20 protein-coding genes are annotated in these 19,128 nt (G+C 69.0%); 10 read left to right on the top strand and 10 right to left on the bottom strand.

The window, feature by feature from the left end; all coding sequences use genetic code 11:
• Window positions 1–76 precede the first annotated feature (76 nt).
• Complete coding sequence (locus OM513_RS04520) at window positions 77–1,672, bottom strand: peptide MFS transporter (RefSeq protein ID WP_264942924.1); 1,596 nt, start codon at window positions 1,670–1,672, stop codon at window positions 77–79.
• Window positions 1,673–1,833: 161 nt separating this feature from the next.
• Here OM513_RS04520 and OM513_RS04525 point away from each other — a divergent pair, with 161 nt between their 5' ends.
• From OM513_RS04525 to OM513_RS04540, 4 genes are read left to right on the top strand one after another with little or no spacing between them, the layout of a single operon-like run.
• Window positions 1,834–2,436, top strand: coding sequence for a nitroreductase family protein (locus OM513_RS04525; RefSeq protein ID WP_264942925.1), 603 nt, complete (start codon window positions 1,834–1,836; stop codon window positions 2,434–2,436).
• 18 nt (window positions 2,437–2,454) lie between these two features.
• Window positions 2,455–2,811 carry a GntR family transcriptional regulator gene (locus tag OM513_RS04530; RefSeq protein WP_264942926.1) on the top strand — a complete coding sequence of 119 codons (357 nt, stop codon included), beginning with the start codon at window positions 2,455–2,457 and terminating at the stop codon, window positions 2,809–2,811.
• Window positions 2,812–2,834: 23 nt separating this feature from the next.
• Window positions 2,835–3,683, top strand: a complete 849-nt coding sequence (gene lepB, locus OM513_RS04535) for a signal peptidase I (protein ID WP_264942927.1) — start codon at window positions 2,835–2,837, stop codon at window positions 3,681–3,683.
• A gap of 43 nt (window positions 3,684–3,726) precedes the next feature.
• Window positions 3,727–4,776: a hypothetical protein gene (locus tag OM513_RS04540; RefSeq protein ID WP_264942928.1), complete on the top strand. Its 1,050-nt coding sequence runs from the start codon at window positions 3,727–3,729 to the stop codon at window positions 4,774–4,776.
• Here the strand turns inward: OM513_RS04540 and OM513_RS04545 are convergent.
• Window positions 4,743–6,437, bottom strand: coding sequence for an acyl-CoA dehydrogenase (locus tag OM513_RS04545; protein WP_264942929.1), 1,695 nt, complete (start codon window positions 6,435–6,437; stop codon window positions 4,743–4,745). The two genes, OM513_RS04540 and OM513_RS04545, sit on opposite strands and share 34 nt — an antisense overlap.
• Window positions 6,438–6,484: 47 nt before the next feature.
• Here OM513_RS04545 and OM513_RS04550 point away from each other — a divergent pair, with 47 nt between their 5' ends.
• Together OM513_RS04550 and aqpZ are read left to right on the top strand one after the other, a co-directional pair.
• Window positions 6,485–7,423 carry an L-threonylcarbamoyladenylate synthase gene (locus OM513_RS04550; RefSeq protein WP_264942930.1) on the top strand — a complete coding sequence of 313 codons (939 nt, stop codon included), beginning with the start codon at window positions 6,485–6,487 and terminating at the stop codon, window positions 7,421–7,423.
• Between the two features lie 96 nt (window positions 7,424–7,519).
• Window positions 7,520–8,245 (top strand): aquaporin Z, encoded by a 726-nt coding sequence (gene aqpZ / locus OM513_RS04555; protein ID WP_264942931.1) that lies wholly within the window; start codon window positions 7,520–7,522, stop codon window positions 8,243–8,245.
• A gap of 25 nt (window positions 8,246–8,270) precedes the next feature.
• Here the strand turns inward: aqpZ and OM513_RS04560 are convergent, their stop codons facing one another.
• The gene (locus OM513_RS04560; protein WP_264942932.1) at window positions 8,271–8,939 is read right to left on the bottom strand and encodes an HAD-IA family hydrolase; all 669 of its coding nucleotides are present in this window, start codon (window positions 8,937–8,939) and stop codon (window positions 8,271–8,273) included.
• A gap of 13 nt (window positions 8,940–8,952) precedes the next feature.
• Window positions 8,953–9,498, bottom strand: coding sequence for a peptide-methionine (S)-S-oxide reductase MsrA (msrA, locus tag OM513_RS04565; protein WP_264942933.1), 546 nt, complete (start codon window positions 9,496–9,498; stop codon window positions 8,953–8,955).
• A gap of 68 nt (window positions 9,499–9,566) precedes the next feature.
• Here msrA and galE point away from each other — a divergent pair, with 68 nt between their 5' ends.
• The gene (gene galE, locus OM513_RS04570; RefSeq protein ID WP_264942934.1) at window positions 9,567–10,568 is read left to right on the top strand and encodes a UDP-glucose 4-epimerase GalE; all 1,002 of its coding nucleotides are present in this window, start codon (window positions 9,567–9,569) and stop codon (window positions 10,566–10,568) included.
• Between the two features lie 200 nt (window positions 10,569–10,768).
• Here galE and OM513_RS04575 read toward each other — a convergent pair whose 3' ends face one another.
• From OM513_RS04575 to OM513_RS04590, 4 genes are read right to left on the bottom strand one after another with little or no spacing between them, the layout of a single operon-like run.
• Window positions 10,769–11,704 carry a 50S ribosomal protein L11 methyltransferase gene (locus OM513_RS04575; RefSeq protein WP_264942935.1) on the bottom strand — a complete coding sequence of 312 codons (936 nt, stop codon included), beginning with the start codon at window positions 11,702–11,704 and terminating at the stop codon, window positions 10,769–10,771.
• Window positions 11,694–12,398, bottom strand: a complete 705-nt coding sequence (locus OM513_RS04580) for an SDR family NAD(P)-dependent oxidoreductase (RefSeq protein ID WP_264942936.1) — start codon at window positions 12,396–12,398, stop codon at window positions 11,694–11,696. Before OM513_RS04580 ends, OM513_RS04575 begins: the two co-directional genes overlap by 11 nt.
• Window positions 12,399–12,423: 25 nt before the next feature.
• Window positions 12,424–13,779: a methyl-accepting chemotaxis protein gene (locus OM513_RS04585; protein ID WP_264942937.1), complete on the bottom strand. Its 1,356-nt coding sequence runs from the start codon at window positions 13,777–13,779 to the stop codon at window positions 12,424–12,426.
• A 13-nt stretch (window positions 13,780–13,792) separates the two neighbouring features.
• Window positions 13,793–15,181 carry a methyl-accepting chemotaxis protein gene (locus OM513_RS04590; RefSeq protein ID WP_406701286.1) on the bottom strand — a complete coding sequence of 463 codons (1,389 nt, stop codon included), beginning with the start codon at window positions 15,179–15,181 and terminating at the stop codon, window positions 13,793–13,795.
• Window positions 15,182–15,387: 206 nt separating this feature from the next.
• On the opposite strand from OM513_RS04590, the gene sdhC reads away from it, so the two are divergent.
• The 3 genes from sdhC to sdhA are packed head-to-tail and all read left to right on the top strand — an operon-like array spanning window position 15,388 to window position 18,021.
• Entirely contained in the window at window positions 15,388–15,810 is a 423-nt protein-coding gene (gene sdhC, locus OM513_RS04595; RefSeq protein ID WP_264942938.1) for a succinate dehydrogenase, cytochrome b556 subunit, read from the top strand.
• Complete coding sequence (gene sdhD / locus OM513_RS04600; protein WP_264942939.1) at window positions 15,803–16,186, top strand: succinate dehydrogenase, hydrophobic membrane anchor protein; 384 nt, start codon at window positions 15,803–15,805, stop codon at window positions 16,184–16,186. The genes sdhC and sdhD overlap by 8 nt, the downstream gene beginning before the upstream one ends.
• Window positions 16,186–18,021 carry a succinate dehydrogenase flavoprotein subunit gene (gene sdhA / locus OM513_RS04605; RefSeq protein ID WP_264942940.1) on the top strand — a complete coding sequence of 612 codons (1,836 nt, stop codon included), beginning with the start codon at window positions 16,186–16,188 and terminating at the stop codon, window positions 18,019–18,021. Before sdhD ends, sdhA begins: the two co-directional genes overlap by 1 nt.
• A 383-nt stretch (window positions 18,022–18,404) precedes the next feature.
• Here the strand turns inward: sdhA and OM513_RS04610 are convergent, their stop codons facing one another.
• The gene (locus OM513_RS04610) at window positions 18,405–18,707 is read right to left on the bottom strand and encodes a HigA family addiction module antitoxin (RefSeq protein ID WP_264942941.1); all 303 of its coding nucleotides are present in this window, start codon (window positions 18,705–18,707) and stop codon (window positions 18,405–18,407) included.
• Window positions 18,707–18,994: a type II toxin-antitoxin system RelE/ParE family toxin gene (locus OM513_RS04615; protein WP_264942942.1), complete on the bottom strand. Its 288-nt coding sequence runs from the start codon at window positions 18,992–18,994 to the stop codon at window positions 18,707–18,709. The genes OM513_RS04610 and OM513_RS04615 overlap by 1 nt, the downstream gene beginning before the upstream one ends.
• Between the last annotated feature and the right edge of the window lie 134 nt (window positions 18,995–19,128).

A 19,128-nucleotide genomic window follows, 5' to 3' on the forward strand; every position in this document is an offset into this window, starting at 1 on the left:
CGTCGCGCGATCCCGGTCGCGTGACCCCAGAAATAGAAGAGGGGGCCGCGGCCCCCTCTTCCGGTTCAGGTCCGGCCTACAGGTCGGTCTTGGGAGGCCGCAGCCCCTCCGGCTCCGCGCCCATCGGCGCACCGTCGTCGCGCAGCGTGTCGAGGTGCATCCACTTGCGCACCATCGGGCTGAGCAGCAGCACCACCACGCCCACGCCGATCGCGATCCAGCCGAACAGGTCGTAGATGTGGAGCAGCCCGTCCTTGGTGATCGCGCCGTCGTGGCCGCCGGTCGCCTCGCCGATCTTGCCGGCCACGAAGTTGCCGACCGCCGTCATGTAGAACCAGGCGCCCATGATCAGCGACGCCAGGAACTTCGGCGCCAGCCGGTTCATCGCGGACAGGCCCACCGGCGAGAGGCAGAGCTCCGCGGTGGTGGCCAGGAGGTAGTAGGCGAAGACCAGGATGACGGGCGTCATCGCCTCGATCCCCCAGGCCTTCGCACCCCACACCAGCACCAGGTTGGCGAGGCCCATCTGGAGCAGCGCGATGCCGAACTTGGCCGGCGCCGAAGGCTCCAGCCCGCGCTTCGCCAGCATCTGCCACAAGCCGGCGAACAGCGGCGCGAAGAGGATGATGTAGATCGGGTTGATCGACTGGAAGATGCCCGCCGGAACGCCGCTGCGATCGACGAACTTGTCGGTGAACTGGTTCATCGATCCGCCCGCCTGTTCGAACAGGCCCCAGAAGATCGGGTTCAAGGAGATCAGGAACAGGATCGCGAACATGCGCTCGCGCGGCTCCTTGGGCAGCTTGAAGCTCTCGTAGAGGACATAGCCGAGCAGCGCGATGCCGGAGACCGCGAGCAGCGTCTGGATCACGTCCTGATACTGCACCAGCGCCCAGATCACCGCGACCGAGGCGAAGCCGACGCCGTAGAGCATCATCTCCTTCGATCGGTCGAGCGGGGCCGGAGCCTCGCCGGCGCCGCGCAGCGCGGGCTTGCCCAGCACGAACACGACCAGGCCCGCCAGCATGCCGATGCCCGCCAGGCCGAAGCCATAGCCCCAGCCGATCGTCTGGCCGAGATAGGCGACCATGATGGTGCCCAGCGCGGCGCCCACGTTGATGCCCATGTAGAAGATCGTATAGGCCGCGTCGCGCCGCGTGTCGGTCAGGTTGTAGAGCTGGCCCACCATCACCGAGATGTTGGCCTTCAGGAAGCCCGAGCCGACGATGATGAAGGCGAGCGCCAGCCAGAAGACGTTGATCGTCGGATCATTCTGTCCGCCCGTCCCCTCGACCGCCATCAGCGAATGGCCGGCCGCGAGCAGCAGCCCGCCGAACAGAACCGCCTTGCGCTGGCCCAGGTAGCGATCCGCCAGATAGCCGCCCAGCACCGGCGTGATGTACACCAGCGCGGTGTAGGCGCCGTAGATCACGTTCGACTTGGCTTCCGAGAACAGCCAGTGCTGCGCCAGGTAGAACACCAGGATCGCGCGCATGCCGTAGTAGGAGAAACGCTCCCACATCTCGGCGAAGAACAGCATGTAGAGGCCCTTGGGATGGCCGGCGAACTCGGGCTTGCGGCTGGTCGCGATCAGCGCGCCGCCCGCGAGGAAGGCGAAGAGCAGGACCACGGCGGCCGCCGCGATCCAGTCGCCCTCTACCCACAGCGACATGTCTTTGAATTGAGGCAAGGTTCGACCCCCTCTGATTGCCTGTCCGTTCCGTGCCCGTGCGAGTGCCCGTGACAGAACGATGAATGGCATGGGAACCTAACGCCGCAATCCGGCTTGCCAAGCGCATTGTCATGCGCCGCCGCGCCGCCTAGCTGGGCGGCATGACGCTCAACGATCGCTCGACGCCGCTCGCATTCCTCGCAACCCGCCGTTCGGGCAAGCCCCGCGACCTGGCCGCGCCGGGGCCGGACGCGGCGCAGATGGACCGGATGATCGCCATCGCCGCGCGCACGCCGGACCATGGCAAGCTCGCGCCCTGGCGCTTCGTGACGGTGGAAAGCGATCAGCGCGACGCCTTCGCCGCGCTGCTGCGCGATGCGCTGAAGATCGAGCGGCCCGGCGCATCGGACGCGGACATCGACGCGGCGGTGCGCGATTTCGCCTATCAGGCCCCGGCGCTGGTGGTGGTGCTCTCCACGCCGCGCACGGGCAGCAAGATCCCGGTGTGGGAGCAGGAGCTGTCGGCGGGTGCGGCGTGCATGAACCTGCTCCACGCCGCCAACGCGCTGGGCTTCGCCGGCGGCTGGCTGACCGGCTGGGCAACCTATTCGGACCGGGTGCGCGATGCCTTCGGCGGCGAGGGCGAGCGGATCGCCGGCTTCGTCTTCATCGGCACCCCGGCCAAGCCGCTGGAGGAACGGCCGCGTCCCGAACTGTCCGAAATCGCACATAAGTGGAATCCGGGGTATGGACGCGAAGGCTGATTGCTGTATTATGGCAGCATGACAGCGCTCGAGCATGAGGACTCGCCGGTCTATCTGAAGCTGCGTGCAAGCATCGCGGCGGCGGTTCTGCGCGGCGAATATCGCGCGGGCGATCAGCTCCCCTCGGTGCGCGCGCTGGCCGCCGAACATGGCGCCAACCCGCTTACCGTGGCCAAGGCCTATCAAAGCTTTCAGGACGACGGCTATGTCGAGGTGCGCCGCGGCGTGGGCATGTTCGTGCTGCCCGGCGCGGTGGAGCGGCTGCGCATCGCCGAGCGCGAGCGCTTCCTGAACGGCTATTGGCCGCGCATCCGCGATCATATCGCGCTGCTGGGCCTGAACGTGCAGGACCTGTTCGATCGCGAGCTGGCCTGACCCTCCTCCACGGGAACCCGCACATGGATGACGAACAGAAGACGAGCCCATGGCGGTCCGCCGTGGGCTGGGCACTGCTGGTGCTGGGCATCTTCCTGTTCCAGAGCGCGGCGGCGCGGAGGATGTACATCCCCTCGGGCTCGATGATGCCCACGCTGCTGAAGGGCGATCAGCTCATCGTCAGCAAATATCCCTATGGCTGGTCCTATGCCTCGCTGGCGATCCACCCGGCCACGGTGATCCCGGGCAAGCTGTTCGGCCGCCTGCCCGAGCGCGGCGACATCGTGACCGTGGCGCGGCGCGGCGACGGGGCGGACCTGATCAAGCGCGTGATCGGCCTGCCCGGCGACCGGATCGAGGTGCGCCAGGGCCGGCTGATCCTGAACGGCGCGGTGGTGCGCCGCGTGCCCGTGGGCGCGGCGGCGCTGCCGGTGGACGAGAACCTGCCGTGCGACGAGCCGCGGCTGGCGCGCTTCCGTTTGGCGGGGCCGGACGGCAAGCTCTATTGCCGCCTGCCGCTGTTCCGCGAGACGCTGCCCAACGGCGTGAGCTATGACACGGTGGACCTGACCGCCGACGCGGCGGACCCGTCGCAGCAAAGCTTCGGCGACAATTACGGGCCGGTCACCGTGCCCGATGGCCATGTGTTCCTGATGGGCGACAATCGCGACGCATCGGCCGACAGCCGCTTCCCGCTCGACAACCTGGGGCTGGGCGGCCCGGTGCCGGTCGAGACGATCAGCGGCCGCGCGGAGCTGATCACCCACAGCTATGACGGCACCGGAAGCTGGCTGAACCCGATAAGCTGGTTCACCACCACGCGCGAAGGCCGTTCCTGGACCAGCCTGAGGCCGGAGAAGGCGGGGAAGTAACCCCGGCCTTGCGCTGCGCGCGCCGCGGGCGCAGACGCGGCTCATGGATGGTCAGGCCCCTACCGGCCCGGCGGGCTTCGCCGGCCTGCTCCGCGATCCGCGCGCGCTGCTGGCCCGGGCGGCTCCGTTCGCCGCGCTCGCGCTCGCCTGGATCGCGGTGCGGACGCCCATCGCCGCGCAATATCCGCGCACGGCCGCGCTGCTGTTCCTGTGGATCGCCGCCGATTCGCTGACGCTGCCGGTGGTCGCCCGCGCGCGCCGGCAGGCGGGAGCGCCGCTGTGGCGCCCCGCGCTGGCCGCGCTGGCGGCGGCGGGGGCCGCCGGGGCGATCGGCCTGCCCCAGCCGATCCGCGCGGCGCTGTGGGCGATGCCGGTGGCGATCGGCGCGATCGCCGCGCTCGTCGCGCTCCACACCGGCTGGAGCATTGCCCGCGCGGTGGCCGTGCGGCGTGGAGGAAGCGGCTGGACCGACGTTGCGGCGGAACTGATGCCCCGGCCGCTCGCCCGGCTGGCGGCGGCGGAGCTGTCGCTGCTCCGGCTTGCGCTGTTCCGCTGGAACGCCGCGCCGGACGTGCCCGCGGGCGCCACGGCCTTCGCCTATCACCGCCATCTGGCGCCGATGATGAGCGCGATGATCGCGCTGCAGGTGATCGAGATCGGCGTGACGCACCTGTTGCTCAGCCACTGGAGCCCGATGGCGGCGCTGGTGCTGTTCGGGATCAGCGATATCGCGCTGCTCTACATGATCGGGCTGGTCAAATCGCTGCGGCTGCGGCCCGTGCTGTTGCTGGGCGACGGCGCGTTGCGGGTGCGCGCGGGCATCCTGATCGACCATGGCATCCCGCGCGAAGCGATCGTGCGCGTGCATGGCGCCGTCACCCGGGACGTGGTGAAGGCGCGCGATACGCTGAACGCCGCGCTGCTCGCCTGGCCCAATTTGATCGTGGAGCTGGCCGCGCCGATGCCGGCGGGACCGCGCCGCCGGCCGGTGCGGCGGATCGCGCTGCGCCTGGACGACGCAGCGGCGTTCCTGGCCGCCTTTCCCCCGCCGCCCGCGGATCAGGCCGCGAATTCCTCCGCGCCCACGGCATAGAGCATCGCCGCGCTGGCGGTGGCGGCCGCCTTCAGGCCCAGCGCCTCCGGCACGATCTGCGCCAGGTAGAAGCGCACCGCCGCCTGCTTCATCGCCAGGAAGGCGGGATCGCCCTCCGCCGCCGCGGCGGCGCGGCCCTGCTTCTCCATCAGCCAGCCGCACACCGCGACCGACAGCATCGTCAGGAACGGATAGCTGCCCGCCAGCCGGTCGTCGGCCTCTGCCGCAAGCAGGTGGCGCACCACCTCCGCGCAGGCGTCGATCAGCGCGATGAGCCCTGCGTCCTCCGCCTCGCCGCGCATCTCCGCGATCAGCGCCAGCAGCGCGGCGCCGCCATCCATGCTCAGCTTTCGGCCGACCAGATCGGCGGCCTGGATGCCGTTGGTGCCCTCATAGATCGGCGTGATGCGCGCGTCGCGGAAATGCTGGGCGGCGCCGGTCTCCTCGATATAGCCCATGCCGCCATGGACCTGCACGCCGAGCGAGGCGACCTCGTTGCCCAGATCGGTGCCGTGCGCCTTGGCCAGCGGGGTGAGCAGGCCCGCGCGCACCTCCGCCGCAGCGTCGCCCGCGCGTGCCCGGTCCAGCTCGCCGAACGCCAGATAGACGAGCGCGCGCGCCGCCATGGTCTGCGCCTTCATCCGCATCAGCATGCGGCGGACGTCCGGATGCTCGACGATCGCGGCGGGGGCGCCCGCACGCACGCCCTGGATCCGATCGCGGGCATAGGCCACCGCGCGCTGGGTGGCGCGTTCGGCCACCTGCACGCCCTGGAGGCCGACGTTGAGCCGGGCGTTGTTCATCATCGTGAACATCGCGCGCATGCCGCCCATCTCCGGCCCCACCAGCTCGCCCAGGCAATCGCCGTTATCGCCGAAGCTGAGCACGCAGGTGGGCGAGGCGTGCAGCCCCATCTTGTGCTCGATCGAAACGACGCGGACGTCGTTGAATTCGCCAGGCGTGCCGTCCGCGTTCAGCCGGTATTTGGGGACCAGGAACAGCGAGATGCCCTTGGTGCCCGCGGGCGCCCCGGGGGTGCGCGCCAGGACGAGGTGGACGATGTTGTCCGCCATGTCGTGATCGCCGAAGCTGATGAAGATCTTGGTGCCGCTGATCGACCAGGTGCCGTCGGCGCGCGGCTCAGCCTTGGCCTTCAGCGCGCCCACGTCGCTGCCCGCCTGGGGCTCGGTGAGGTTCATCGTGCCGGTCCATTCGCCGGTCGAGAGTTTGGGCAGCCAGGTCGCCTGCTGCTCCGGCGTGCCGTGGTGCATCAGCGCCTCGACCGCGCCGACGCTAAGGATCGGGGCGAGCGCGAAGCCCATGTTGGCGGTGCCCATCGTCTCCAGCACCGCCGCGGCCAGGCTGACCGGCAGCCCCTGGCCGCCGAATTCGACCGGCGATCCGATCGTGCCCCAGCCGCCGTCGACATAGGCGCGATAGGCGGCGGCATATCCCTCGGGCATCACCACGCCGCCCTCGGTCCAGCGCGCGCCCACCGTGTCGCCGCTGCGTTCCAGCGGGAACCACTCGCCCGCTGCGAAGGCGCCCGCGCCTTCCAGCACGGCCTCCACCATGTCGGGCGTGGCGTCGTCCGAAAGCGTCGCGACGCGGACGATGTGATCGAGCACGAACTTCTGTTCGGCGGTGGCGGGCGTGAACATGGCTTCCTCTCTTGCGGGGGTCTGCGGCGCGCTATAGCGCCGGGTGCGTGAAGCCGACAAATCCGCGCATCTTACCCTACGGAACGGCCGCGATCGAAGCCGCGGCGGAAGTGATTCGCGCCGGCGGATGCGTCGCCGTGCCGACCGAGACGGTCTATGGCCTGGCCGCCGACGCGACCGATTCGCGCGCGGTGGCGGGCATCTATGCGGCGAAGGGGCGGCCGAGCTTCAACCCGCTGATCGTGCATGTGCCCGATCTGGCCGCCGCCGAGCGGATCGCCCTGTTCGACGATGCGGCGCGCGAACTGGCGCGGCGATTCTGGCCGGGGCCGCTGACGCTGGTGCTGCCGGTGCGCCCCGATGCGGGGATCGCATCGCTGGTGACGGCGGGGCTGGACACGGTGGCGGTGCGGGTGCCGCGCCACCGGGCGATGCAGGCGCTGCTGGCGGCGTGCGGGCGCCCGCTGGCGGCGCCGTCGGCCAATCGCAGCGGGACGATAAGCCCGACCCGCGCGGAACATGTCGACGCCAATCTTGGCGATCGCATCGCGCTTGTCATCGACGACGGCGCGACGCCCGCGGGGATCGAATCGACCATCGTGCGCGGCCATGCGATCCTGCGCCCCGGCCCGCTGACGCCCGAGGCGCTGTTCCCCGGCGGCGGCGCGGCAACGGCGGCGGACCCGGACGCAACCGGGATCGTCGCGCCCGGCCAGCTCGCCAGCCACTATGCCCCGTCGAAGCCGCTGCGGCTGAACGCCAGGGACGCGCGGCCGGGCGAATGGCTGATCGGCTTCGGGCCGGTGGCGGGCGACGACAGCCTGTCGCCCGCGGGCGACCTGACCGAGGCGGCGGCTGCCCTGTTCGACGCGCTGCACCGCGCCGACGCGGCGCCCGCCGCGGCGATCGCGGTGGCGCCGGTGCCCGAAACCGGCATCGGCGTGGCGATCAACGACCGGCTGCGCCGCGCCGCGCACCCGCGCTGAGACTGCCGGAAAACTTTACACCCGCGTAACGAAGCCTAAGCTCCACGACGCAGGGACTCGCGCCGCACGGTGCGCGGGCAAGGCGGGGGATCAGCGATGACCAATGTGCAGCGCGGGCTGGCCGAGATGATCGGCACCTTCTGGCTGGTGTTCGGCGGATGCGGCAGCGCCGTGTTCTCGGCCGCCTTTCCGGACGTGGGCATCGGCCTGCTGGGCGTCAGCCTGGCGTTCGGGCTGACGGTGCTCACCATGGCCTATTCGATCGGCCATATCTCCGGCTGCCACCTGAACCCGGCGGTGACGCTGGGGCTGTGGGCGGGCGGCCGTTTTCCGGCGAAGGACATCCCGCTCTATGTCATCGCGCAGGTGATCGGCGCGGTGATCGCGGCGGCGCTGCTCTATCACATCGCCAGCGGCGCGCCGGGCTATACCGGCGGGGTGGCGTCGAACGGCTTTGGCGCGCATTCGCCCGGCGGTTATGTGATGATGGCCGGCCTGCTGATCGAGGTGGTGCTGACCTTCATGTTCCTGCTGATCATCCTGGGATCGACCGACAGCCGCGCGCCCGCCGGCTTCGCGCCGATCGCGATCGGCCTGGCGCTGACGCTGATCCACCTGATCTCGATCCCCGTCACCAACACCTCGGTGAACCCGGCGCGCAGCACGGGGCCTGCGCTGATCGAGGGCGGGATCGCGCTGGAGCAGCTCTGGCTGTTCTGGGTGGCGCCGATCGCCGGGGCGCTGCTGGCCGGCCTGGCCTATAAGGTGCTGGGCGCCGATGCGGGCGCGCGGCCGCCGGTGGAGGGCGAGGCGCTGCCGTAAGCGCGGCGCCCGCCCGCGCCGGGGCTCAGTCCCCGGCTGCGGAAAGGACCAGGCGGATGCCGTCGCCATCGATGGCGATGTCCAGCCCGCGATAATCGCGGCGCACGGGATGGCGCGTGTCGAGCGGCCGGTGATGGGTTTCGCTGATCGCGATGGCGCCGCCGGCGCCCGCGGCATCGGCGGCGGCAAGGCCCGTGGCGGTATCCTCCCACACCAGGCAGTCGGCGATATCGACGCCCAGTGCGGCGGCGGCGGCCAGGAAGGGATCGGGCGCGGGCTTGCCCCGCGCCACATCCTCCGCGGCGATCACCACTTCGGGCACGGGAACGCCCGCGGCCTCCAGCCGCCGTAGCGCCAGCGCCCGCGGCGCGGAGGTGACCAGCGCGCAACGGCTGGGCGGCATCCGGGCGACAAGCGCGGCGGCGCCCCGGATCGCGACGATGCCGTCGACATCGTCGATCTCCTGCTGCGTCAGCAGCGCGGCCTCGGCCTCCGCATCGGTTCCCGGCGGGGCGAAGCGGCGCACCGTATCGATCGCGCGGACGCCGTGAATCTGCGCGATCAGCGCGTCCGGATCGATGCCGTGGCGGAGCGCCCAGCGCCGCCAGATGCGGTTGGCGGCGGCGATGCTGTTCACCAGCGTGCCGTCCATATCGAACAGAAAGGCGGCGAAGCGCCGATCCGGCAGCGTCATCGCGGGGCGTGCCTCAGGCTTCCGCCCCCGCCTTGGCGCGGGCGGCGAAGCTCTTGCGGAGCTTGCGCAGCTTGGGCGGGATCACCGACAGGCAATAGGGGTTCCGCTGCCCTTCGCCCTGCCAATATTCCTGGTGATAGTCCTCCGCGGGCCACCAGTCGGACAGCGGCTCGATGCTCGTCACGATCGGCGCCGGCCAATCCGGCTGGGCGCGCGCGATCGCGGCCTTCGCCCCGGCCTCCTGCTCCGCCGAATGCGGGAAGATCGCCGATCGATACTGGGTGCCGATATCGTTGCCCTGGCGGTTGAGCTGGGTGGGGTCGTGCGTCGCCAGGAAGATGTCGAGGATGTCGCCATAGCTGACCGCTTCGGTGTCGAACGTCACCCGGATCGCCTCGGCATGGCCGGTGGTGCCGCTGCACACCTCCTTGTAGGTCGGGTTCGCCTTGGTTCCGCCGATATAGCCGCTGGTGACCGACTGCACGCCGATCACGTCGTTGAACACCGCCTCGGTACACCAGAAACACCCGCCGGCCAGCGTTGCCGTTTCGATTGCCATTAACCGCTCCTCGTCTATGGCGCCAAGATAGGATTGCGCCGGGAAACGGCAATGCGGGGAAGGTGACGATGGCACGCGAAGGCACGGTGCTGGTGACGGGTGGGGCGGGCTATATCGGCAGCCATGCGGTGCTGGCGCTGCTCGACGCCGGATGGAAGGTGGTGGTGATCGACAACCTGACCACCGGCTTCGCCTGGGCGGTGGACCCGCGCGCCACGCTGGTGACCGGCAACATCGAGGACGAGGCGCTGGTGCGCGGCACGATGCGCGATCACGGCGTGGTGGCCGTGATGCACTTCGCCGGATCGATCGTGGTGCCCGAATCGGTGAGCGATCCGCTCAAATATTATCGCAACAACACCGTCGCCAGCCGGTCGCTGATCGAGAGCGCGGTGGTGAGCGGCGTGCGCCACTTCATCTTCTCCTCCACCGCCGCCACCTATGGCATGCCCGAGGTGGTGCCGGTGCGCGAGGATATGCCGAAGCTGCCGATCAACCCCTATGGTACGTCGAAGCTGATGACCGAGCTGATGCTGGCCGACGTCGCCTTCGCGCATCCGTTCAACTATTGCGCGCTGCGCTATTTCAACGTGGCGGGCGCCGATCCCAAGGGCCGCACCGGCCAATCGACCGCGGGCGCGACGCACCTGATCAAGATCGCGGTGGAGGCCGCCACGGGCAAGCGCGATCACGTCACCGTGTTCGGCACCGATTACGCCACCGCCGACGGCACGGGCGTGCGCGACTATATCCATGTCAGCGATCTGGCCGACGCGCATGTGAAGGCGCTGGACCTGCTGATCGCCGAGCCGGGGAAGAGCCACACGCTCAACTGCGGCTATGGCCATGGCTATTCGGTGCTGGAGGTGCTGGACGCGGTGGACCGGGTGACCAACCTGAAGATCGAGCGCCGCATGGCCGAGCGCCGCCCCGGCGACGCGGGCGAGCTGGTGGCGGACAATGGCGCGATCCTGGCGACGCTGCCCTGGCGCCCGCAGCGCGACGACCTGGACACGATCGTGCAGGACGCGCTGGCATGGGAACGCAAGCTCACCGAACGGCGGGGCTGAGCGGCGCGCCCCGGATCAGGGTGGGGTTCTTCGCCGGATTGACGCGGTGTTGAGTGCAGCGCCGGGAATGGAGGGCCGCTATCGCGGCAAAGCCCTCTCCGCGCGGACCTGATTCCCTTCAAATCTTCGCGCCTTCGCGTGAAACATAAATCACGCCCGGAGGGCACAAAGAGAACCGGTCAGATCGATCGCGCGACGGCCTAGATATCCAGCGCCCAGCCGTCGCGGCCCTTGGGATCGGGCGGGGTGGCGGGGACGTAGCGTTCGGCTCCGGCGGTGAGGCGCAGGATGGTCCAGTCGCCGCGCCGGTCGATCGCGTCGAGCGTGCAGCCGCAGGCGGCGAAGGCCGCCACCACCTGCTCGCGCTGCGTCTCCAGAAGTCCGGCGAGCAGGATCGTGGCGCCGGTATCCGCGATCGCCGCCAGCTCCGGCGCCATCGATACCAGCGGACCGGCCAGGATGTTGGCGATCAGCAGGTCATAGGGCGCACGCGCGGTGATCGCCTTCGAAAGCGCGCCGTCGGCCACCACCAGATCGATCCCGGCGACGCCGTTGTGCGCGGCATTCTCGCGCGTCACGTCCACGGCGGCGGGGTCGATATCGGTGGCCATCACCGCGGCCTGCGGCCACAGCTCGCGCGCGGCGAAGGCGAGCAGGCCGGTGCCCGTGCCTACGTCGATCACATTGGCGAAGCCGCGCTCCGCCAGCCGGTCGAGCATCGCCAGGCAGCCGGAGGTGGTGGCGTGGTGCCCGGTGCCGAAGGCGCGGCCGGCGTCGATCAGGAACGCCCGGCCGCCCGGCGGCGGCGGCACCGGGTGCGCGCTGGTGTGGACGACGAAGCGGCCCTCGCGGATCGGCTCCAGCCCCTCCTGGCTCATCGCCACCCAGTCGGCGGCGGTCAGCGCCTCGATCAGCGGCTCCACGCCCGCCGCGCTCGGCACCAGCGCTCTCAGCGCCGCCAGCATCGCCGCGTCGGGCTCATGCTCCAGATAGGCGTCGAGCCGCCAATGCTCGCGATCGTCCTCCACCTCCTCGGTGGTCATCAGCACGGCGTCGATCTCGATCGCGCCGGCATCGATCGCCTCCGCCTCCGCACGGGTGCAGGGCAGGGTCACTTTCCAGCTATCAACGGACATAGCTCGCCCCATTTATATCCAGCACCGCGCCGGTCATCGACGGCGGCGCCTCAAGCGCGCAGAATTTCGCGGCGGCCGCCACCTCCTCCGGACCGGCGACGCGGCCCAGCGGGATATCGGCGAGCAGCCTGTCGCCGCCGCGGCTGGCCAGATATTCCTCCGCCATGCCGGTCATGGTGAAGCCGGGGCAGATCGCGAAGGCCAGGATGCCCTGCGCGGCATAGGCGCGGGCGATCGACTTGGTCATCGCCACCATTCCCGCCTTCGACGCGGCATAATGCCAGTGCGCCGGGCTGTCGCCGCGATAGGCGGCACGGCTGGCGATATTGACCAGCCGCCCGCCGCGGCCCTCCGCCAGCCAGTGGCGCACGGCCAGGCGCGAAAGCTCCGCCGATGCGGTGAGGTTGACGCGCATCGTCCGTTCCCAGGCGGCGACCCAATCGTCATGCTCCAGGTCCATCGGCGCGGCCTCGAAGATGCCGGCGTTGTTGACGAGGATGTCGATCCGCCCGTCGAGCTGGTCGAGCGCCTGCGCCCACAGCGCCCGGGGGGCGGCGGGATCGGCGAAATCGGCGGGGATGCCGCTGGCGGTGCCGTGCGCGGCGGCGCGCGCGCCGGCCGCCTGGAGCGCGGCAAGGATCGCCGCGCCGATGCCGCGGCTGGAGCCGGTGACGAGGATATGGGGGGTGGTCATCCGCTCCCCCCTAGCGGCTGGCGGGTCAGGCCGCCACCGAGCTCGACAGGCTTTCGGTCGCGTCGCGCAGATGGTGCAGCCGGTCGTCCACCTCGGCCACGTCATGCTGCAGCGTGTCGATCTCGCTGGTGACGGTCTTGGTATCCTCGCGGATGGCGCCGATGGTGGCGGACATGGAGTCTGCGGCGAGTGCGGTTTCGTCGACTGCGGCGGTGATGGCGGTGACGGTCTGGGCCTGGATTTCCATGGCGGAGCGGATGCGGTTTGCGCTTTCCTGGACCTCGGAGACGGTGGCGCGGATGGAGGCGTTGGTCTCGACGGTGGAACGGGTTGCGGACTGGATGGCGGCGATCTTGGCGGCGATGTCGTCGGTGGCGCGCGCGGTCTGGTTGGCGAGGCTCTTCACCTCCTGCGCGACGACGGCGAAGCCGCGTCCGGCGTCACCGGCGCGGGCGGCCTCGATGGTGGCGTTGAGCGCGAGCAGGTTGGTCTGCCCGGCGATGTCGCGGATGAGGCCGAGGATCGATTCGATCGACTTGGCATGTTCGGAGAGCATCTCGCTCATGCCGACGGCGGTGCCGGCCTGGCTGGACGCGCGGGTGGCGATGTCTGCGGCGGCCTCCACCTCCTGGCGGGCGTCCTCGATCGCGCGGATCAGCCCGGCGGCGGTCTGCGCCGCCTCGCGCATCGCGACCGCGGACTGCTCCGCCGCCGCCGCGACTTCCGACGCCTTGCCCAGCATCCCACGCGCCGAGGCGGACGCGCCCTGCGCCTGCATGCGGATGCGGTTGCCGAGAGAGGTGGCGATCTCGATCGATTCGGAAATCCGGCCGCGGAAAAGCTGGGACTGCGCCTCGCGGTGCGCCTTGGCGTCGCGCGTCTCGGGCGCGACATACCAGGCCATCATGTCCGCTTCGAACAGCGACACGCGCTGCATCACGTCGGTCAGCCGTGCCAGCCGGTCCGCGTCGCCGCCCAGCTTGCGGGCGAGCAGCGTCATCTCGAAGCTGTGCGCATAGGCGAAGGAGGTCAGCATCTCCGGCATCGGCACGTCGGCGCGATGATTCTTCTCGGCCTGGCGGAAGCTGGTCTCGATCCATTCCTCGCTGAACGGCCGCTCATATTTCAGCCGGGTATAGCGCGCGCTGGCGTCGATCAGCGCCTCCAGCCGCATCGGCTCCAGCGCGGCCTTCATCCGGCCGGACGAGGGCAGCTCGAGATAATGGTGCCAGAAACATTCGGATATTTCGCGGAAATGGCCATCGAGCAGCCTCGCGATCTCCGCGCAGCCGGGGGCGATCGCTCCGTCCCAATCGAATTCGCGCAGGCGCGCGACGATGGCGCGCGAATCGCCGAGCTTGCTGTGCCGGGGGCTGGCCATCGGTCTGTCTCTCCTATGCGGCTACCTTGGCGATGAAATCGCCGGCGCTGCCTTTCAGGTTGCCGAGCTGGGCGTCGAGCGCGGAGAAGCCCTGACCCACCCGGTCGATTTCGGAAGCCACCGCCTCGGTATCCTCGCGGATGGCGCCGATGGTGGCGGACATGGAGTCTGCGGCGAGTGCGGTTTCGTCGACTGCGGCGGTGATGGCGGTGACGGTCTGGGCCTGGATTTCCATGGCGGAGCGGATGCGGTTTGCGCTTTCCTGGACCTCGGAGACGGTGGCGCGGATGGAGGCGTTGGTCTCGACGGTGGAACGGGTTGCGGACTGGATGGCGGCGATCTTGGCGGCGATGTCGTCGGTGGCGCGCGCGGTCTGGTTGGCGAGGCTCTTCACCTCCTGCGCGACGACGGCGAAGCCGCGTCCGGCGTCACCGGCGCGGGCGGCCTCGATGGTGGCGTTGAGCGCGAGCAGGTTGGTCTGCCCGGCGATGTCGCGGATGAGGCCGAGGATCGATTCGATCGACTTGGCATGTTCGGAGAGCATCTCGCTCATGCCGACGGCGGTGCCGGCCTGGCTGGACGCGCGGGTGGCGATGTCTGCGGCGGCCTCCACCTCCTGGCGGGCGTCCTCGATCGCGCGGATCAGCCCGGCGGCGGTCTGCGCCGCCTCGCGCATCGCGACCGCGGACTGCTCCGCCGCCGCCGCGACTTCCGACGCCTTGCCCAGCATCCCACGCGCCGAGGCGGAGGTGTGGACCGCCTGCACGCGCAGCGCATCGCCCTCACGCGAGGCGCGCTCCACGGTGTTGCCGATCGAGTCGCGGAACTGCGCGGCCAGCCGGTCGCGATCGACCTGCGCGGCATGCTCGCGATACATATTGTAGAGCTCGACGGTGATGTCGCTTTCCAGCGCCGACAGGCGCAGCAGCGTATCGATCAGCAGCGGCAGGCGCGGATCGCCCGGCGCCACGCGGCGCATCAGCACCTCCAGCGCGGCGCGATCGCTGGCGTTGATCATCGAAAGCAGCGCCATCGGCTGGACCCCGGCGGCATAGGCGGCGCTGACCGAACGCTCGATCGATTCGATCCAGGCGTGGCCGGCGGTATCGAGGAAGCGGCTCTTCAGGAAGACGACGCCCAGCTCGACCATCTTGGCGGTCTCGGCCGGCGCCCAGGTGCGTTCGTCGGAGAAGCAGCGCAGCCATTGCTGCCAGTAAGCCTCGGAGATCGAGAGAATCTCGGGTTCCAGCACCTGCCACGCATCGCGCGACGAAACGACCAGCGATCCATCGAAATCGAAGATTCGCAGCCGCGCGGCGACGTCGATCGCCGCGCTCATCGTCCCGGGTCCCGGAAGCTTGCTGTTGTCTGCCACGGTCGTCACGATCCTGGGGTCCCCCATCGGCGGCGTGCAATCGGCACGCACTCGCGCAAGGGAAGCTATGCGCGAACGGTTAAGGGCCGGTTAGCCACGGCGCGGGAATTCCCGGCATTGCCTTGCGCGTGCGCTTCTGCCGCGACGGTACGGGAATCGGCGGCGGCTGCTTCCGCCCTTGCATCCCGGGCACGCGCGTCTAAGAAGCGCGCGACGACCCGAAAGGATTGCCCTTGGCCAACGTCCGCAATGAGAAGCGTCCGCTCTCGCCGCATTTGACCGCGTACAAATGGGGGCCGCACATGGCCGTTTCGATCATCCACCGCGCCACCGGCGCGGCGCTGGGGATCGGCGGCGTGCTGCTCCTGCTCTGGTGGCTCGCCGCGCTTGCCGCGGGCGGCCCCGCCTATGCCCTGTTCCTCGACGTCTTCACGGTGGAGGCGGGCGGGCTGAACATCGCCGGCTGGATCGCCGGCGTTGGCCTCACCTGGGTGCTGTTCCAGCACATGGGCAGCGGCGTGCGCCACCTGTTCCTGGACCAGGGCGCCAATTTCGAGCTGAAGGGCAACCGCAACACCGCGCTCGCCACCTTCGTCTTCTCGGTGGTGGCGACGATCGGCTTCTGGGTGTTCATCCTGGAGAAGAGCAATGGGTAACGGCACCAGCATCGGCAAGGTGCGCGGCCTGGGATCGGCCAAGGAAGGCACGCATCATTGGTGGCAGCAGCGGCTGACCGCCGGATCGAACCTGGTCCTGATGCTGTGGTTCGTCGTCTCGCTCGCGCTGCTGCCGGGCTATGACTATGCCACGGTCAGCCAGTGGCTGGCATCGCCCTGGGCGGCGGTGCCGATGATCCTGCTGGTGTTCAGCACCTTCTATCACATGCGCCTGGGCCTCCAGGTGGTGATCGAGGATTATCAGCACGACGAAACGCGCATCGTCTTCCTGATCCTCCTCAACTTCTTTGCCCTTAGCGGGGCTGTGCTCGCGATCTTCTCCATCCTGAAGGTCGCCTTTGCCGGAGCGGCCTGATGGCACCCGCCTACAAGATCATCGATCATACCTATGACGCCGTCGTTGTCGGCGCGGGCGGTTCCGGCCTGCGCGCGACCATGGGCATCGCCGAGAGCGGCCTGAAGACCGCCTGCATCACCAAGGTGTTCCCCACCCGCAGCCACACCGTGGCGGCGCAGGGCGGCATCGCGGCCAGCCTGGGCAACAACACGCCCGATCACTGGTCGTGGCACATGTACGACACCGTCAAGGGCTCCGACTGGCTCGGCGACCAGGACGCGATCGAATATATGGTGCGCGAGGCCCCGGCCGCGGTCTATGAGCTGGAGCACGCGGGCGTGCCGTTCAGCCGCAACGACAACGGCACCATCTATCAGCGCCCCTTCGGCGGCCACATGCAGAACATGGGCGCCGGCCCGCCCGTGCAGCGCACCTGCGCCGCGGCGGACCGCACCGGCCACGCCATGCTCCACGCGCTGTATCAGCAGAGCCTGAAGTATGACGCGGACTTCTTCGTCGAATATTTCGCGCTCGACCTGATCATGGAACAGGGGCCGGACGGCCCGGTGTGCCGCGGCGTGATCGCGCTGTGCATGGAAGACGGCAGCATCCACCGCTTCCGCAGCCATGCCGTGGTGCTGGCTACCGGCGGCGGCGGGCGCGTCTATGCCTCCGCCACCAGCGCGCATACCTGCACCGGCGACGGCAACGGCATGGTGCTGCGCGCGGGCCTGCCGCTGCAGGACATGGAGTTCGTGCAGTTCCACCCGACCGGCATCTACGGCGCCGGCGTCCTGATCACCGAGGGCGCGCGCGGCGAGGGCGGATATCTGACCAATTCCGAGGGCGAGCGCTTCATGGAGCGCTATGCCCCCAGCGCCAAGGATCTGGCGAGCCGCGACGTGGTGTCGCGTTCGATGGCGATGGAAATCCGCGAAGGCCGCGGGGTGGGCAAGGAGAAGGATCATATCTTCCTTCACCTCAACCACATCGATCCGAAGATCCTGGCCGAGCGGCTGCCCGGCATCACCGAGACCGGCAAGATCTTCGCGGGCGTGGACCTGACGCGCCAGCCGCTGCCGGTGGTGCCGACCGTCCACTATAACATGGGCGGCATCCCGACCAATTATCACGGCGAGGTCGTGTACCTGAAGAAGGGCAAGGGCCGCGGCGCGAAGGACGAGCCCGACGCCGTGGTCCCCGGCCTGTTCGCGGTGGGCGAGGCGGCGTGCGTCTCCGTCCATGGCGCGAACCGCCTGGGCTCCAACTCGCTGATCGACCTGGTGGTGTTCGGCCGCGCGACCGGCCTGCGCCTGAAGGAGACGCTGAAGCCCAACACGCCGCATGCCGCGCTGCCCAAGGGCTCCGAGGAGTTCGCGCTGGGCCGTCTCGATCATTTCCGCAACGCCAAGGGCGGATCGCCCACCGCGGAGATCCGCAAGGACATGCAGCGCACGATGCAGCGCCACTGCGCCGTGTTCCGCGACAGCGGGCTGCTGACCGAGGGTGTGGCGCTGATGGACCAGGTCTACAAGCGGATGGAGGACGTTGCCGTCACCGATCGCTCGCTGATCTGGAACACCGATCTGGTCGAGACGCTGGAGCTCGACAACCTGATCGGCCAGGCGGTGGTGACGATGCGCAGCGCGGAAAACCGCAAGGAAAGCCGCGGCGCGCACATGCACGAGGACTTCCCCGATCGCGACGACGCGAACTGGATGAAGCACACCATCTCCAGCTTCGGCGGCTGGGGCGGCAAGGGCGGCACGGTGGCGATCGATTACCGCCCCGTCCACGATTACACGCTCACCGACGAGGTGGCGTATATCGAGCCGAAGAAGCGGGTGTACTGAGTGAGGTAACTTAAATGCTAGGCTGGCTGAGGCGCCGGAGGTTACTGGAGCAGCGCAAGCTGATTTATCAGAATTCTTCGGCGGCTGAGGGCGGGTTAGCTGGCTATTTTCATGATAATCCGGCCATCTTAGCATGGCTTTCGGAAGTTGCTAAAGAAACTCGTTCTTACGCACACTCTGTGTGTAAGAATGAGCTATTACCATTGGACAAGATGGAAAGGCTACTTTCGATCAATTCAGATCTTCGGCGACTCTATGACACAACTGCGTCCAGGTACTTGCGGTCCTTTGATGAGGAAAATGCCCCTCTGATGGGGTGGAAGTGGTATCTCGCACAGCGCGATGCGGACGATGAATAAATCGCAGCAAAGGCTACAACATTCTTACGCGGCGTCCCTGAACCGCGTCACCCTGATTTCCGCTTCCCGGGCGCGTGCCTGCGCCAGTTCATAGGCGCCCTGCATCCGAAGCAGCGTATCCGCCTTCACGCCGAACGCCTTTTCGAAGCGGATCGCCATCTCCGCAGACAAGCCCGCGCGCGCGTTGAGCAGCGCGCTCATCGCCTGACGGGTGACGCCCAGATGTTCGGCCGCGCCGGTGACGCTCAGGCCGTGGGCCTCCACGATCTCCGCGCGCAGCCATGCGCCGGGGTGAACCGCAAAGGCCGGAGAAACCGCGATGGCCATCAGTGATAATCCTCCAGGTCCAAATCGGCGATCGCGCCGTCCGCGTTCAGCCGAAAGGTGAGCCGCCAGTTGCGGGTCACGGTGAGCGACCAGGTTCCGGCCCGGTCCCCGGTCAATTCATGGGCGCCCCAGTTCGGCGGCACGTACAGTTCCTCGACCGATCCGATGGCGGCCAGATAGGCGATCATGTTCGTCAGCCGGCCGATGAGCCTGGCGTCCAACCCCCTGGGCCTGCCGGTCTCGACGAAACGGTGGAGCGCCTTGTGGCGGATGCTCTCGATCTGCACCGCGGCAGATATAGCATCAGGCCGTAGTGTGTCAATTTACGCTTTACGGCCGCCGCCCGCTGTCCGGCGTTAACCATGGTCCCGGCTTTGGACCCCGTCGTTGCGCTCGCGGGTTGACTTCCCCTCGCCGGGGG

Source organism: Sphingomonas canadensis (assembly GCF_026013525.1).
GTDB classification, from domain to species: Bacteria; Pseudomonadota; Alphaproteobacteria; order Sphingomonadales; family Sphingomonadaceae; genus Sphingomonas; species Sphingomonas canadensis.

What these genes read in the sequence shown, in the direction of transcription:
- OM513_RS04520 (WP_264942924.1), bottom strand. Translation starts at nt 1,672, where the DNA reads ATGTCGCTGTGGGTAGAGGGCGACTGGATCGCGGCGGCCGCCGTGGTC.
- OM513_RS04525 (WP_264942925.1), top strand. Translation starts at nt 1,834, where the DNA reads ATGACGCTCAACGATCGCTCGACGCCGCTCGCATTCCTCGCAACCCGC.
- OM513_RS04530 (WP_264942926.1), top strand. Translation starts at nt 2,455, where the DNA reads ATGACAGCGCTCGAGCATGAGGACTCGCCGGTCTATCTGAAGCTGCGT.
- lepB (WP_264942927.1), top strand. Translation starts at nt 2,835, where the DNA reads ATGGATGACGAACAGAAGACGAGCCCATGGCGGTCCGCCGTGGGCTGG.
- OM513_RS04540 (WP_264942928.1), top strand. Translation starts at nt 3,727, where the DNA reads ATGGATGGTCAGGCCCCTACCGGCCCGGCGGGCTTCGCCGGCCTGCTC.
- OM513_RS04545 (WP_264942929.1), bottom strand. Translation starts at nt 6,437, where the DNA reads ATGTTCACGCCCGCCACCGCCGAACAGAAGTTCGTGCTCGATCACATC.
- aqpZ (WP_264942931.1), top strand. Translation starts at nt 7,520, where the DNA reads ATGACCAATGTGCAGCGCGGGCTGGCCGAGATGATCGGCACCTTCTGG.
- OM513_RS04560 (WP_264942932.1), bottom strand. Translation starts at nt 8,939, where the DNA reads ATGACGCTGCCGGATCGGCGCTTCGCCGCCTTTCTGTTCGATATGGAC.
- msrA (WP_264942933.1), bottom strand. Translation starts at nt 9,498, where the DNA reads ATGGCAATCGAAACGGCAACGCTGGCCGGCGGGTGTTTCTGGTGTACC.
- galE (WP_264942934.1), top strand. Translation starts at nt 9,567, where the DNA reads ATGGCACGCGAAGGCACGGTGCTGGTGACGGGTGGGGCGGGCTATATC.
- OM513_RS04575 (WP_264942935.1), bottom strand. Translation starts at nt 11,704, where the DNA reads ATGTCCGTTGATAGCTGGAAAGTGACCCTGCCCTGCACCCGTGCGGAG.
- OM513_RS04580 (WP_264942936.1), bottom strand. Translation starts at nt 12,398, where the DNA reads ATGACCACCCCCCATATCCTCGTCACCGGCTCCAGCCGCGGCATCGGC.
- OM513_RS04585 (WP_264942937.1), bottom strand. Translation starts at nt 13,779, where the DNA reads ATGGCCAGCCCCCGGCACAGCAAGCTCGGCGATTCGCGCGCCATCGTC.
- OM513_RS04590 (WP_406701286.1), bottom strand. Translation starts at nt 15,181, where the DNA reads ATGGGGGACCCCAGGATCGTGACGACCGTGGCAGACAACAGCAAGCTT.
- sdhD (WP_264942939.1), top strand. Translation starts at nt 15,803, where the DNA reads ATGGGTAACGGCACCAGCATCGGCAAGGTGCGCGGCCTGGGATCGGCC.
- sdhA (WP_264942940.1), top strand. Translation starts at nt 16,186, where the DNA reads ATGGCACCCGCCTACAAGATCATCGATCATACCTATGACGCCGTCGTT.
- OM513_RS04610 (WP_264942941.1), bottom strand. Translation starts at nt 18,707, where the DNA reads ATGGCCATCGCGGTTTCTCCGGCCTTTGCGGTTCACCCCGGCGCATGG.